16 protein-coding genes are annotated in these 13,559 nt (G+C 72.6%); 4 read left to right on the top strand and 12 right to left on the bottom strand.

Annotated features, from left to right (window positions below):
- Nucleotides 1–75: 75 nt before the first annotated feature.
- Nucleotides 76–1,326 (bottom strand): FAD-dependent monooxygenase, encoded by a 1,251-nt coding sequence (locus A6A06_RS35615; protein WP_073767538.1) that lies wholly within the window; start codon nt 1,324–1,326, stop codon nt 76–78.
- 72 nt (nt 1,327–1,398) lie between these two features.
- Between A6A06_RS35615 and A6A06_RS35610 the strand changes: the two genes are divergently transcribed.
- A complete protein-coding gene (locus A6A06_RS35610; RefSeq protein ID WP_079194591.1) occupies nt 1,399–2,022 on the top strand; it encodes a TetR/AcrR family transcriptional regulator C-terminal domain-containing protein in 624 nt (207 codons plus the stop codon).
- Between the two features lie 44 nt (nt 2,023–2,066).
- Here the strand turns inward: A6A06_RS35610 and A6A06_RS43645 are convergent, their stop codons facing one another.
- The 5 genes from A6A06_RS43645 to A6A06_RS35590 form a co-directional block, all read right to left on the bottom strand.
- Nucleotides 2,067–2,198, bottom strand: coding sequence for a hypothetical protein (locus A6A06_RS43645; protein ID WP_274535909.1), 132 nt, complete (start codon nt 2,196–2,198; stop codon nt 2,067–2,069).
- A gap of 86 nt (nt 2,199–2,284) precedes the next feature.
- Entirely contained in the window at nt 2,285–3,202 is a 918-nt protein-coding gene (locus A6A06_RS35605; RefSeq protein ID WP_073767536.1) for an AraC family transcriptional regulator, read from the bottom strand.
- Between the two features lie 23 nt (nt 3,203–3,225).
- Nucleotides 3,226–4,134 (bottom strand): zinc-binding dehydrogenase, encoded by a 909-nt coding sequence (locus A6A06_RS35600; RefSeq protein ID WP_073767534.1) that lies wholly within the window; start codon nt 4,132–4,134, stop codon nt 3,226–3,228.
- 302 nt (nt 4,135–4,436) lie between these two features.
- Nucleotides 4,437–5,201 (bottom strand): maleylpyruvate isomerase family mycothiol-dependent enzyme, encoded by a 765-nt coding sequence (locus tag A6A06_RS35595; RefSeq protein ID WP_073767532.1) that lies wholly within the window; start codon nt 5,199–5,201, stop codon nt 4,437–4,439.
- The gene (locus A6A06_RS35590) at nt 5,188–5,571 is read right to left on the bottom strand and encodes an SCO4225 family membrane protein (protein ID WP_073767530.1); all 384 of its coding nucleotides are present in this window, start codon (nt 5,569–5,571) and stop codon (nt 5,188–5,190) included. The genes A6A06_RS35595 and A6A06_RS35590 overlap by 14 nt, the downstream gene beginning before the upstream one ends.
- 345 nt (nt 5,572–5,916) lie before the next feature.
- On the opposite strand from A6A06_RS35590, the gene A6A06_RS35585 reads away from it, so the two are divergent.
- Complete coding sequence (locus tag A6A06_RS35585) at nt 5,917–7,176, top strand: ROK family protein (protein ID WP_073767528.1); 1,260 nt, start codon at nt 5,917–5,919, stop codon at nt 7,174–7,176.
- A 98-nt stretch (nt 7,177–7,274) separates the two neighbouring features.
- Here the strand turns inward: A6A06_RS35585 and A6A06_RS35580 are convergent, their stop codons facing one another.
- The 4 genes from A6A06_RS35580 to A6A06_RS35565 all read right to left on the bottom strand — a co-directional run bounded on the left by A6A06_RS35580 (nt 7,275) and on the right by A6A06_RS35565 (nt 10,461).
- Nucleotides 7,275–8,003 (bottom strand): aspartate/glutamate racemase family protein, encoded by a 729-nt coding sequence (locus A6A06_RS35580; protein ID WP_073767526.1) that lies wholly within the window; start codon nt 8,001–8,003, stop codon nt 7,275–7,277.
- 127 nt (nt 8,004–8,130) lie between these two features.
- The gene (locus A6A06_RS35575) at nt 8,131–9,249 is read right to left on the bottom strand and encodes an amidohydrolase family protein (RefSeq protein ID WP_073768307.1); all 1,119 of its coding nucleotides are present in this window, start codon (nt 9,247–9,249) and stop codon (nt 8,131–8,133) included.
- Entirely contained in the window at nt 9,246–9,830 is a 585-nt protein-coding gene (locus tag A6A06_RS35570; protein WP_073767524.1) for a DUF4865 family protein, read from the bottom strand. The genes A6A06_RS35575 and A6A06_RS35570 overlap by 4 nt, the downstream gene beginning before the upstream one ends.
- Before the next feature lie 40 nt (nt 9,831–9,870).
- Nucleotides 9,871–10,461 (bottom strand): TetR/AcrR family transcriptional regulator, encoded by a 591-nt coding sequence (locus A6A06_RS35565; RefSeq protein WP_242441122.1) that lies wholly within the window; start codon nt 10,459–10,461, stop codon nt 9,871–9,873.
- A gap of 241 nt (nt 10,462–10,702) precedes the next feature.
- Between A6A06_RS35565 and A6A06_RS35560 the strand changes: the two genes are divergently transcribed.
- Entirely contained in the window at nt 10,703–11,017 is a 315-nt protein-coding gene (locus tag A6A06_RS35560) for an SHOCT domain-containing protein (protein ID WP_073767520.1), read from the top strand.
- Between the two features lie 139 nt (nt 11,018–11,156).
- Here A6A06_RS35560 and A6A06_RS35555 read toward each other — a convergent pair whose 3' ends face one another.
- Entirely contained in the window at nt 11,157–11,693 is a 537-nt protein-coding gene (locus tag A6A06_RS35555) for an ATP-binding protein (protein ID WP_073767518.1), read from the bottom strand.
- 172 nt (nt 11,694–11,865) lie between these two features.
- Nucleotides 11,866–12,156 carry a hypothetical protein gene (locus tag A6A06_RS35550; RefSeq protein ID WP_073767516.1) on the bottom strand — a complete coding sequence of 97 codons (291 nt, stop codon included), beginning with the start codon at nt 12,154–12,156 and terminating at the stop codon, nt 11,866–11,868.
- A gap of 244 nt (nt 12,157–12,400) precedes the next feature.
- On the opposite strand from A6A06_RS35550, the gene A6A06_RS35545 reads away from it, so the two are divergent.
- Nucleotides 12,401–13,558: a PLP-dependent cysteine synthase family protein gene (locus A6A06_RS35545; RefSeq protein ID WP_073767514.1), complete on the top strand. Its 1,158-nt coding sequence runs from the start codon at nt 12,401–12,403 to the stop codon at nt 13,556–13,558.
- Nucleotide 13,559: the final 1 nt, after the last annotated feature.

Below are 13,559 nucleotides of genomic sequence, written 5' to 3'. Positions count from 1 at the left end.
ACCACTCTGCGGGCCGGTGCCTTCGTTCTTGCCGTGCCACTCGCGACGGCCATTGCCCCCGATGTCCCGCTGCTTTCAGGCGGTGCTGATCGGCGCCGGGTTCTCGGGGAGCTGCCAGCTGCCGCCGCGGTCCTCCTTCGAAAAGCGCGCGGCGAGATCGGGAACGCGCAGGAAGCAGGCCAGCGCGGTGGCGGCCTGGAAGGCGTCGATCGCGCGCTGGGTCATCGGCATGCCCAGGCGCAGGAGACGCGGATTCACCCCGCCCTGGATCTCGTCGGCGAAGGGCCGCAGCACGCGGTCGTAGTTTGCCAGTGCGGTCGGCAGGTCGCCCGGGTGCCGGTTGATCTCGCCGGCCAGTACGCAGGCGCCCACCAGGCCGCCGGAGACGCCCATGCCGCTGTACGGGGAAGCGCAGTGGGCGGCGTCGCCGACGAGGACCACGCGGCCCTTGGACCAGGTGTCGGTCCGGACCTGGACGATCTCCTGGGAGTAGAAGAAGGGGCTCGTCCGCATACCGCCGATGAAGCGCTCGGTCTGCCACCCCGCGTCGCGGAACCGGCCGGCCCAGAACTCCTGCTGGCGCTCGACGGGCTCCCGGTGGATCGCCGAGGCCTCCTCGGACTCCTCCCGCATCACGAAGTACACCTGGGTCTCGGTCGGGTTGTGGCTGCGGCGCATGATCTGACGACCGCCCGGGACCATGTAGGTGTCCCGGATGGTGCTGTCGGACGCTGTGCGCGGCACGAACCAGTAGGCCATGTGGATGCCGATCCGCCGGTACGGGTTGAAGTCCGCGGGGAGGATCGCCCGACGGATGCGCGATCCCTGCCCGTCCGCGCCGACCAGGAGGTCGAACTCGCCGGAGGAGCCGTCGGAGAAGTGCGCGACGACCTTCTGTCCGTCCTGTTCGAAGCCGTCCACGCTCATGCCGAAGACGTACCCGGTGTCGTCCTTGGTGGCGTCGTGCAGGATGCGTACCAGGTCACCGCGCATGATCTCGTACTCGGACGTGAGGCTCTGCCGGCCGCGGCCGGAGGTGTTGGCCATGATCGTCGCCTTGGCCCGGCCGCGCGCGTCGACGAAGGCGACACCCGCCTCGTCCACCAGTCTGCCGCGGACGGCGTCCAGAAGTCCCATCCGCTCGACGGCCTCGATGCCCTGCCCGCGGAGGTCGACCTGCGCCCCGGTGGCCCGCAGCGCCGGAAAGCGTTCGGCGACGGTCACGCTGTGGCCGCCCCGCGTGAGCCAGAAGGCCAGCGCCTGGCCCGCTATCCCGCCACCGGCGACGAGGACCCGCAGGGGGCGCGCTCCCGATCCGTCGGCCATGCCCGTCACCCCAAAAATCTATCGGTGAATGATTCCTCTTCAGCGTCATCTATCAGTGATAGTTTTGTCAACGTGACCAAGGTGAACCGCGAGATCGTCGTCTCCGAAGCGCTCGACCTGCTCGACGAGGTCGGGCTGGACACGGTCAGTACGCGGCGCCTGGCGAAGCGGCTGGGCGTCGAACAGCCCTCGCTCTACTGGTACTTCCGCACCAAGAAGGACCTCCTCGCGGCCATGGCGGAGGCGGCGATGGCACCGCATGCGGCCGCCCCGCTGCCGACGCCCGACGACGACTGGCGCGACTGGTTCCTGGACAACACACGAAGCTTCCGGCGCACCCTGCTGATGCGCCGGGACGGCGCACGCCTCCACGCGGGCAGCACCCCCGCGGGCGACCTCGACCGGATCCGCCGCAAGATGACCTTCCTGGTCACCTCGGGAGTGCCTGAGCGGGACGCACAGATGGCCATGCTGGCCGCCGGCCGTTTCACGGTCGGCAGCGCCCTGGAGGAACAGGCGGACGCCGGCTCCGGCGACGACTCGGAACCGCAGGCGGACATGCCCGTGATCGACCACGAGTCGGCATTCGAGGCCGGCCTGACCCTCATCCTGGACGGCCTGGTGCACCGCACCACGAGGCCGGATCCCATCAGATCCGATGGTGATCGCCGACAGGGTTCGACGGACGACCGATAGGGCCCGGTCCTCCGTACGGAAGGGGCCCCTGCGGCGAACCTGGTCTACGAGCGGGTCTCGACCGGCCAGCAGCCGATGGACCAGCAGCCCGGCAGCCGACCGGCCGGCAGCTGACCGCCCGGCAGAAGCTCGTCCTGGACGAGGCCGGGATCGAGGCTGTCCACCGTCAAGTTCATGGTGCAGACCCTCGCCGCTGTCGGCGAACTCCAGCGTGACCTCCAGCGGGAGCTGACCTGTGTCGCCGGTGATCGCCTGCCTGCGATCACTTGCGAAGTCGAGAACGGTACTCGCCCGGGGGCATGCCCCGGGCACGTCGGAAGGCACGGCTGAAAGCGTGCGGCGAGGCGTAGCCGACCGTGCCGGAGATCGACTCGACCGGCTCGTCGGTGTCGCGGAGCCGGACGGACGCCAGGTCCATGCGCCACTGCGTCACGTACGCGCCCGGCGTCTGTCCGAGCGCGGACCGGAAGTGCCTGGACAGCGTCGTTCGGGAGACCGCCGTAGCGGCCGCCAGGGACTCGGTGGTCCAGGGGTGTTCCGGCCGGGCGTGGACACATGCCAGGGCGTCGCGCACGACCGGATCACGCATCGCGCCCAGCCATGAGCCGGACTGCTCCTCCGGGTGGCGGGCCAGCCAGACGCGTACGAACTGGATGAGCAGAAGGTCGACGATGCTGTTGACGGCGGCGGTGGTGCCGATCTGCGGCTGTGCGAGCTCCGCCGTGAGAAGCTCGACGGTCATTCTGAGCTGGGTGTTCTCCCGGCTCGTGACGTGCATCGGCCGGACGAGGGAGGTGAGCACCGGCGTGCTCACCTCCGGGTCCTGCTCATAGCGCAGGACGAGCACTTCCGTCTGCGCCGGCGCCGAGCCCAGGTGCAGGGGGCTGCCGTCGGTGAGGGCCTGGTCCGTCGCCTTCCGGTCACAGGGACTCATCGTCGTACCGGACCCGCCGGCTATCCCGTGGGCGGTGCCAGGCGGCAGCAGGACGGCGTCTCCTGCCTGCACCTCCAGGGGCCTCCCGCCCGGGACGTGGAGCCACATCGTGCCCCGGGACACCACGTGCAGTGCAGCTCCCGGAGCGGAGTCCAGCCGCAGGCCCCAGGTTCCGCCGGCCTTCAGTACGACCCCGAGCGCCCCTCGCGCACCCGATACACGCAAGGCCTCCGCGAGTACGTCCATCGTTCCCTTCTCGTCGTCGGGCGTCAGACCACGTCAAGAACGATCTTTCCGTGTACCTTCCGCGCGAACAGTGCCCGGACGGCGTCGTCCACGTCCTGCCAGTCGCCTCGCAGTCCGACCGGGACCGAGAGCTTCCCGGCGGCCACGAGGCCCAGCAGGTCCGTCAGCTCCCCGCTGGTCGGCGTCATGTCGCCGTAGGTGGCGATGCTGCGGGGTTCGCCGAAGCCGAACAAGATCCCTGACGGGAACGTGGTGTCCTGCCCCGAGGAGTAACCGACCACGTGGATGGTGCCGCCCTCGGCGAGGGAATTCCACGCCTGGACCGTCAGCGGCCCACCGACCGTGTCCAGGACGAGGTCGAAGCGGCACTCGGTCTCGGCCAGGTCGGTCAGGACCTTGTCGGCCCCCAGTTCGCGGAGTCCGGCGGCCCGGTCCGGCGAACCCACGTGTGCCGTCACCCGGGCGCCCGCCAGCGCCGCCAACTGGACGGCGAAGTGCCCCACGCCCCCGCTGGCGCCGGTGATCAGGACGTCGCGCGCCAGCAGGGAACGCTTGCGCAGCACCCGCAGCGCGGTGACTCCGGCGATCCCCAGCGCGGCGCTGTCGGCCAGATCCACGCCCGCGGGGACGGTGCCGAGCGAGGCGGGCCCGACCGCCACCCGCTCCGCCCACGCGTGGGCGGACATCCCCAGTGCGACGCGCGTACCTTCGGGCGGCCCCGAGCCGTCGGACGCGGCGCGCACCACGACGCCGGCCGCGTCGTGGCCGTGCACAGCGCCGGCCGGCCACTGGTGCACGTAATTCAGCTCTCCGAAGTTGAGAGCGATGTGCCGTATCTCGACCAGCGCCTCGTCGCTGGACGGCACGGGCTCATCGACATCGGCGAAGCGGACGGGTCCGGCCTCGCCGTGATCGACCACAAGGGCGCGCATGGGTGTGCTTCCTTCTCTCGTGGAGGCGCCTGAACACTCGGCGCGGCAGTGGACGGAGTGCGCGAATGCCGCACTGCCGCCTCCCTGAAAACCCTATGCAGGATCAGCACAGCGACCAGTCCCGGGAGAGTCGATCAGTTGACGATCTGTGTCAGTGCGACTCGCGTGCGGCGCCGGGCTCCGCACGCATCCGGTGGATGACGCCGTGACGGGCGCGGCTGCACCCGGGCGCGGCAGCACCCGGGCGGGGCGGCAGGGCACAGCAGTCCCGAGGGCCGGACCGGCGCGTCGTGCGGTGGCCGTCAGATGCCCGAGCGCTCCGGCCACAGCCGGGCCAGAGTGGTATCGCCGGTGATCGTGAGGCCGTCCAGCGGGCGGCGGTTCCACAGTGCGAGGTACAGGTCGGGGGAGGGGCCCTCGATCACACAGTCCGGCACGGCGCCGCCCGGCGCCGCCGGGTCCGGTATGCGCTCCGCGCGCGGCGGCGCGTCCGACAGCAGCACCGTCCAGGCTGCATCCGCCGCTCCGGGCGCGCCCGTGGCCCGTATCAGAAGCGTCTTCGGCGCCTCCGTACGCAGTGTGCTGCGCTCCCGCGCCTGCATGCCGACGAGCAGCTCGTCGATGCCGTCGACGGCGAAGGCGGGCGCGGAGGCGGTGATGCCCGCGCCGAGCGCCGCCTCGGCGTCGGCGCGGTGCACCGCCGTCTCGTGGGCCTGGCGCCGCGCCCAGAAGGCCAGCGGGGACGGCGCGGGCAGGAAGGTCCAGCACGACAGGTCCGCCGGGGCCGAGCGCAGCGCCCGCATCAGCGTCCGGCAGCCGTCACGCAGCCAGTCGGGGAGCTGCTCGTCGGGCAGCTCCGGGTCCGCGGGCGGCGGGACCGGCCGCCGGTGGCCGTGCTCGACGTGGCCCGTCGCCCAGCGGTGCACCCGGCCGGTGTGGGTGAGCAGATCCCGCACCCGCCACTCCGGGCAGGTCGGCACCGGTGCATCGGCCCCCGCCTGCTCGGCGGCGTCCGCGAGGAGTTGCCCGTCCTGCTCCAGGTACGCGGTGAAGTCAGTAATCTCCATGCCGCTGAGTGTGCCAGCCACCACTGACAACGGCCCCGCGCCCGCCCGGCCGCCCGCGCAGCGCACGCTGGAGCAGCCCGAGCAGCAGCGCGTTGACCAGGGCGGCGACGACCAGCGTCAGCACCGAATACCACTGCGGCGAGCCGGCCTCACCCCACATCGCGTCACCGGCGAGCCAGAGCGGGAAGACCGTGGGCGAGGTGAGCAGCACCGCCCAGATGCCGGCGAACGAGGCGTCCTGATGCCGCACGAAGACCATGTCCACCAAGGCGAAGAGCACCGCCGCGACCACCAGCGCCAGGTAGACGAGCGAGACCGGATTGCCGAACATCAGCCGCGCGGGTCCGCGCAGCCGGGGTGTGACGTTCATGCAGCCCCCAGGTGTCGGGGTGGCCGGACAGCTCCGGCGTGCGCGTCTCGCGCTCCGGCGCGCTCCGGCCGGGTGCCCTGGCCGAATCCGTGACCAAGTAGCCAATTATGGTCCGCGTACGGGCCCTTCCGACAGGCCGGGTACCCGGCATCCGCATATCGACTCCCGCGTACGGGCCTGTACGTGTCGTGCGGTAGGCGCACCCGGACGCCACCGGTACGCGCCGCCCCGCACCCGGCCGTACGCGATGCGCGCCGTGTCCGGGGCGCCGTGTCCGGCGCGCCGCGTTCCCCGGAAGAGTGGCCCGTATTTTGTTTACCGTCGGCACAAAGTGAGAATGGGGCCGTGACCCACACTCGGACAACCAGGCTGGAGCGGGGCCGCAGCGCCCTCGGGCCCGCACTGGAGCTCGTACACACCGGGCGCGCGCCCACCCGTGCCGTCCTGACCTCGGAACTCGGCGTGACCCGGGCCACCGCGGGCGCGGTGGCGGCGGAGCTGGAAGCGCTCGGGCTGATCACCGTCGACTCCCGCCCGACCTCCTCGGCAGGGTCCCAAGGCCGCCCGTCGCACCGGCTGTTCCTCGACGAGAACGGCCCCGTCGTGCTCGCCGGACAGATCCACGCCGACGGCTTCCGCGTCGCGCTGGTCGGCCTCGGCGGGCGCATCGTGGCCACCGTCAGCGGCTGCGGCACGATCCCCGCCGACCCCGCGCACGTACTGGCCGAGGCGGTGGCAGCCGGCTCCGGCCTGCTGGAACGGACCGGGCGGCGCTGCCTCGGCGCGGCGCTCGCCATCCCGTCCGCCGTCGCCGAACCCGACGGCGAGGCACTCAACCCGCTGCATCTGGCCTGGCCTTCGGGCGCCCCCGTACGCCGCCTCTTCCGGCATGCCCTCGCCGAGGCCGGCATCCCCGGGGTCACCGAGGCGGTCGGCTTCACGGGCAATGACGTCAACCTCGCCGCACTGGCCGAACACCGGCACGGCGCCGGCCGCGGCGCCCGCGACCTGCTGTGCGTCGCCTCCGGGCACCGGGGCGTCGGCGGCGCGCTGGTCCTGGACGGCCGTCTGCACAGCGGAAGTTCGGGGCTGGCCCTGGAGGTCGGCCACCTGACCGTCAACCCGGAGGGCGCGCCCTGCCACTGCGGCAGCCGCGGCTGCCTGGACGTCGAGGCGGACCCGCTCGCCTTCCTGGGCGCCGCGGGCCGCGAGCCGGGCCCCGAGGGCTCGCTGCTCCGGCAGGCCACCGACCTGCTCCGCGAGGAGCACCAGGACCCGTCCGTACGGGCCGCCGCCGACCTGCTGATCGACCGGCTGGGCCTGGGCATCGCCGGACTCGTCAACATCCTCAACCCCGACCGCATCATCCTCGGCGGCCTGCACCGCGAACTCCTGGGCGCCGACCCGGAACGCCTGCGGGCCGTCGTCGCCGAGCGCAGCCTGTGGGGACGCAGCGGCGGCGTACCGATCCTGCCGTGCACGCTCGACCACAACAGCCTGGTCGGCGCGGCGGAGCTGGCGTGGCAGCCGGTGCTGGACGATCCGCTGGTGGTCCTGGAGAACGGCGCGGAGGAGGACCGGAGCGCTGGAGACGAACCCGGCTGAACGGCCGCGGCGCCAACCGCCACGCCACATCAGCCCCCGGCCGGGCCGCCCCGCCATCGCCACGTCAGTCCTCGGCCGGACCGGCCCGCCACGCCACGTCAGCCCCCGAGCGGGCCGCCTCGCCACCGCGGCGCCGCCCGCCGGCCGACGGCGGTCTCGAAGGCCGCGCGTGCCAGCAGCCGCGTCGAGTCCAGCGTCGGCAGCGGCGAGACCTCCGGCGTCACCAGGAGCGGAATCTCCGTGCACACGAGGGCGACCGCGTCGCAGCCGCGTGCCGCCAGCCGGCCGATGACACGTACGTACTCCCGGCGCGCGGGCCCGGTGAACACGCCGTTCACCAACTCGTCGAAGATGATCCGGTGGACGGTACGGCGGTCGTCCTCGTCCGGCACTTCGGCCGCGATGCCCCGGGAGCCCAGCGCGTCCCCGTAGAGCGAACCGTCCATCGTGTACGCGGTCCCCAGGACGCCGACCCGCCGGTGCCCGTCCCGGGCGGCGCGTTCGGCGACCACCTCGGCGATGTGCAGCCCGGCCAGCGGCAGCTTCTCGCCGGGCAGCCCGAGCGCCAGGTGGGCGGTGTTGTCCGGGCAGACGAAGAAGTCCGCGCCCGCGCGGGCGAGCCGCCCCACGCTCCCGGCGAGCGTCGCCCGGACCGACTGGTGGTCACCGGCGTCCCAGGCGGCCATGCTCCGCGCCATGCTGACGCAGTCCAGCGTCACGTCCGGGTGGTCGTACGCCCCCAGTTCGGCGGCTCCTTCCTGGCAGAAGGCCCGGAAGCACAGTGCCGCTCCTTCGGCGCTGTGCGCGAGGATGCCCAGGTGTTGCACGCTGCCTCCAGAGGCCGACGGCTACGCTGCCGCCATTGTCGCCCGATCCGATGGTTCAAGCGTCCAACGATCCGATGGTTCTACGGTCCAACGTCCCCATCGTTCAACGAGTCCGGGGCGGGCCGCATCAACTCCCGCCCGCCACTGGCTCCCACGCGACCGCGAACGCGCGGGCCGGGTTCGTCGTGAAGATGCGCCGCACCAGCGCCTCGCCCAGGGTCTGTTCGAGCCGCGGGCGCAGACGGCGCAGCAGGTGGGGCATGCCGGGGCCGCCGTCGACCGACCGGCCCGCCGCCGTCGTCGTGTCGCCGCCGAGCAGCAGCCGGTCGCCGTACCCGGCGTCCGCCAGCGCGGCCAGTGCGTCCGGCAGCCGCCAGTCCGTGGCGTGATGGGCGCGGGACGGCCCGTCGAAGGCCAGGTAGGCCCCGGCAGCGGCGGCCGTCCGGTGGGCGACCGGGTCGGGCGAGCGGTTGAGGTGTCCCAGGATCACCCGTTCCGGCGGCACCTCCAGCTTTCCGCACAGCAGGTCGAGTACGTCCGGTGCGCCGGTGCCCAGCTCCAAGTGGACGCCGATGGGGGCGCCGGTGGCGTGGTGCGCCTCGGCCGCCGCGGCCATGGTGTGCGCGGCGTGCGCGTCCAGGCCGTGGAAGCCGCCGGCGACTTTGATCATCCCGGCCCGCGGCCGCGCGGCGGCCCCGTCCGCTCCGTCGGCACCGAACCCCCCGCCCCAACTGCCGATCCCCGTCGTCAGCTCCGCCACGAACAGCCCCGCCAGATCCGCCGAACCCGCGCCACCTGAGGCCGAACCCGCGCCACCTGAGGCCGACTCCGCGCCACCTGAGGCCGAACCCCCCGACCGCCCGGAGCCCCCCGAACCCGCCGAACCCCCCACACCCCAGGACACGCCACCCCTCCCCGCCACCCGCTCCAACACCCCGGCCGCGTAATGAACCGCCTGGTGCAGCCCGGTCGCCGCGACGATCCGCACCCCGGACTCCTCCGCGAGGCGCGGCAGTTCACCGGCGCGCCGCCCCATGCCGTACGGCGTCCACTGGACGACCGTGCCGCCGCCCGCCTCCCGGAAGGCCCGCAGCTCGGCCGCCGCCGCGGAGGTGTCGTCGAGTTCCTGACCGGGGAGCTGCGGGCTGCGCAGGAACAGGTGGTCGTGGGCGTCGCAGAGGCCCAGCGCGGCGGGGGAGACGTCGCCCGAGACCGTACGGACGGTCGGTTCCGCGGTCCCGTTCACCACTGCGCCCCGGTCGGCAGCAGCTTCGCCCCCGGCGCGGACAGGTGCAGTACCCGGAAGCGGTCCCCCTCCGTCGCGGGTGCGGTGCCTTCCCAGAGGGTGAAGTGCACGAGTTCCCAGTGCCGGGGGTCGAGCGCGAGCGCGGTGGTGTGCACGCCGTCCGTACGGGCCAGCCGCCGCTGGCCGGTCATCGCCTCCTCGACGGCGGTGGCCGGATCCGTCCCCTCGGCGAGGGCCTGCGTACGGCGGACGAAGGAGCCGGGCACCGCTCCGGCGGACGGTCCCCGCTCGTGATGGACGCCCATCCAGTGCCGCACCTCCGGGCGGCCGAAGTCGCGGATCACGCCGCGGAAGCCGTCACCGAGCAGGAAGCGGTTCATCGCCAGGGCGTCGGCCCAGAGGTAGAACGGCGCGTATTGATTGACGGGCGAACCGTCGACACCGCGTTCGCGTATGCCGTACGCCTTGATCCCGAGCCCTTCGTGGGCGTCGAGGAGGTGGCCCCGGGTCCGTACCCGGTCGCGGATGATCTCCATGTCGTAGTCGGCGGGGAGGGTGGCGGCGTACTGCAGGGCGTGCACGGGTGCTCCAAGTGGCGGCGGGGGAGGGGGTGGTGGCGGATCACGCGGGGCGGACGGCGTCGGCCGGGCCGGTGGCGCGGGCCGTGAGCAGGGACAGCACGCCGTGCACGGCGGTGTCGAAGGGGGCGGGCGATCCGGCGGCGCGGGCCAGCACGTAGCCGCCCTGCACGGTCGCGACGACGGCCGCGGCGGTCCCTTCCGGGTCCAGCTCCGCGTCGAACTCGCCGCGCTCGCGCCCCTCCCGGAGGATTGCGGCGATCCGTCCGCGCAGCCAGTCGAGCGTCTCGAAGACGGGCTGCCGCAGCGCCGGATCGGCGATGACGTCCGGGTCCATGGTCAGCCGGCCGACCGGGCAGCCGCGCAGGACGTCGCGTTCGCGCAGGAGGTAGGCCCGTACGCGGTCGTACGCGCCGCCGTCCCCGGAGAGGGCGGTGTCGGCGGTGGCCCGCATGGCTTCCGCGGTGCGGCGGATGGCGGCGAGCGCGAGGTCGGACTTGCCGGAGAAGTGGTGGTACATGCTGCCCTGGCCGACGCCTGCGTGCTGAAGGATCGCCTTGGGGCTGGTGCCGGTGAAGCCGCGCTCCCAGAGGAGCTCCCGGGTGCTCTCGATGAGCCGTTCGGAAGTGGTCATGGAGCTACTGTACATACCAGTAGTTACAAAGATGGCGGCCGGGCCTCGCGGTGATCGGTTGCGGCGCCGTTCCCTCCCCGCGTACTTCCCCGGCGGTACGCGCGGTGCCGTCGGCCGTACGACGACCGGCGGCCCCCGGCGCGCCAGGCTCGGAAGGGCGAACCCCGCAGCCGGGCCGGCCCTGTGCGCACCACCGGGCACGGGGCCCGCGCGGCACCTGCCGACAAGGAGCTGACCTGTCATGTCCGAACTCGCGCACCCGTGGACCGACGGTGGCCCCGGCCCCTGGTTCCTTCTCTTCCCGCTGTTCTGGACGGCCGTCGTGTTCGGCGTGATCACGGTGCTGCGGCGCGCCGTGTGGCGCGGACACGGCCCTCGGCGGCCGTTCGGCGGGTTCCGGGATGCCGGGCCCGCAGTGGCCGGCGGCGACCCGTCGCCCATCGACCTGCTCGCCCGGCGGTTCGCGACGGGGGAGATCGACGAGGACGAGTACTGGCGCAGGCTGTCCGTCCTGGACGAGCGGTTCGGCGCCGGGTCCAAGGGCGGATCGGTGTGAGCGAGGGAGCGCGGGCGCTCAGTACCGCGCTCCCGAATCTGCTCCGCGCCGCCGGGTGATGGCGTACGTCCGCACGGCGTACGTCACCAGTTGCAGGCCCGCGCGCTACGCGGCGGACGGCCCCGGCACCCGGACCCCTTCAACCGACCCCGGCACCCCGCACCCGGGAGCGGCTGTCCACCGGTGCACACAGGGGCGGTTCGCCCGGTGCGTGCGCTGCCACGCCGCGGGCACAGGACGAGCGGCCCCCCGGCGTACGGCGTCCCGTCTCCTCGGGTGCGTGCGTGAGGGCGGGAAGCGTGAACCAGACGACCTTGCCGCCGCCGTCGGGCCGCACTCCCCAGCTCTCGCTGAGGGCCGCGATCAGCGACAGCCCGCGGCCCTCGGTGTCGAGGGTCCCGGCCGTCCGTACCCGGGGCAGCCGCGGGTCCAGGTCACGCACCGACACCGTCAGCTGGTCCAGGAGGACGAGCAGTTCCACGGTGCACTGCTTGCTGGGCGCGGCGTGCTGGTGCACGTTGGCCAGCAGCTCGGTCACGCCGAGCGCCGCGGGGTCTATCAAGGCGTCGAGACGCCAGTACCGGAGCTGCGCCGACACGATTCTGCGCACCTGGCCGATCCGTGCCGGTAGGGCCTGGAGCTCCACCGTGCAGTGTCTGCTGGGCTGCCTGATCACGACCGCGACTCCCTGATGAGGTCGGGCGCCCTCGTACGACGGGGGCGAAGATCGGATCCAGCGATGCCGCCATCCACCACAGTGTCACCGCTGGTGAACCCTCGGTTATACGAGTCCAGGGTCGTCCCACCAGTGCGCTCCCGCAACCGCACCGTCCCCCGAAGGACCCCGGTCAAGCGTGAGCGGAGCGTGCCGCGCGTACGGCATCCAGGAAGCGGTCCGGGGTGCCCAGCGTCAGCGAGTACCGGTGGCCGTTCAGGGTGGCGAGGGCCCGGTCGCGGGCCGCGAACAGCGGTTTGTGCGCCTGTACGGCCTGGACCGGCGCGCTGTCTATCTCGGTCCCGTAACTCGTCAGCAGGGCCAGCCTGCCGTCCTTGATCACGACTTGCCCCGCCCGGGTGAGCGACCGGAGCAGCCATCTCTCTATGCGCACCCCGGTGGCGTTGAATTCGGGCTCCGCCATGGCGTTCACCTCCTCAGCACGTCGGGCGTGCGGTCTCCACCCGCCCCCTGGTGCGCAGTCTGCCTGCGTCGTGCCGTGTGCACCAGTACCCCTTGGCCAAAGCTCGCCCGCGGCCCGGACCCAGGTGGTGCTTGGAGGTGCTCAAAGGGTTGTTTATGCAGGTGAGAAGCGTGTGGCAGGTGGCTATAGTCGGAACCGGCCCGGCGTCCCGCGCGGGCTCCGTACGACGTCGGGGAGCGCGCCGATGAGCACCGCACAGACACCACACAGCCCCGCGGACCGGGTGCCCGGGGGCGGCTGCCCGATGCCGACCGTGGACGTCGACCGCAGCGATCCGGACTACCGGGCCTGGCTCAAAGAAGCCGTCCGCAAGGTGCAGGCGGACGCCAACCGGACGGCCGACACCCATCTGCTGCGCTTCCCGCTGCCGGAGGAGTGGGGCATCGACCTGTACCTGAAGGACGAGTCGACCCACCCCACCGGCAGCCTCAAGCACCGGCTGGCCCGTTCGCTGTTCCTCTACGGGCTGTGCAACGGCTGGATCCGGCCCGGCAAGCCCGTCATCGAGTCCTCCAGCGGCTCCACCGCGGTCTCCGAGGCGTACTTCGCGAGCCTGATCGGTGTGCCCTTCATCGCGGTCATGCCCGCCACGACCAGCCGTGAAAAGACCCGGCTGATCGAGTTCCACGGTGGCACCTGTCACCTGGTGAACGACCCGCGGACCGTCTACGCGGTCTCCGCGCAGCTCGCCGCCGAGTCGGGCGGGCACTACATGGATCAGTTCACCTACGCCGAACGGGCGACGGACTGGCGGGGCAACAACAACATCGCCGAGTCGATCTACCAGCAGCTGCGGCTGGAGCGGTACCCGGAACCTGCCTGGATCGTCGCCACGGCCGGCACCGGCGGCACCTCCGCGACCATCGCCCGCTATGTGCACTACATGCAGTACGACACCCGCATCTGCGTGCCCGACCCGGAGAACTCCTGCTTCTTCGACGGCTGGCGCACCGGCGACGCGAAGACGGACTGCGCCACCGCCTCCCGCATCGAGGGCATCGGGCGGCCGCGCATGGAGCCCAGCTTCGTGCCCGGGGCCGTCGACCGGATGATGAAGGTCCCGGACGCGGCGAGCGTGGCGGCCGTACGGGCCCTGGAACAGGCCATCGGCCGCAAGGCGGGCGGCTCGACGGGCACCGGTCTGTGGAGCGCGCTGAAGATCGTGGCGGAGATGGTCGCCGAGGGCCGCACCGGCTCCGTCGTCACCCTGCTCTGCGACCCCGGCGACCGCTACCTGGACAAGTACTACTCCGACAGCTGGCTGGAGGAGCAGGGCCTGGACATCGCGCCGTACGCGGCGACGCTCGACCGGTTCCTGGAGAGCGGCACCTGGTCCGGCTGAG

The sequence above is a fragment of the Streptomyces sp. CB02923 genome (assembly GCF_001905005.1).
Classification (GTDB): domain Bacteria; phylum Actinomycetota; class Actinomycetes; order Streptomycetales; family Streptomycetaceae; genus Streptomyces.
This window is presented reverse-complemented; position numbering and strand designations above follow the sequence as displayed.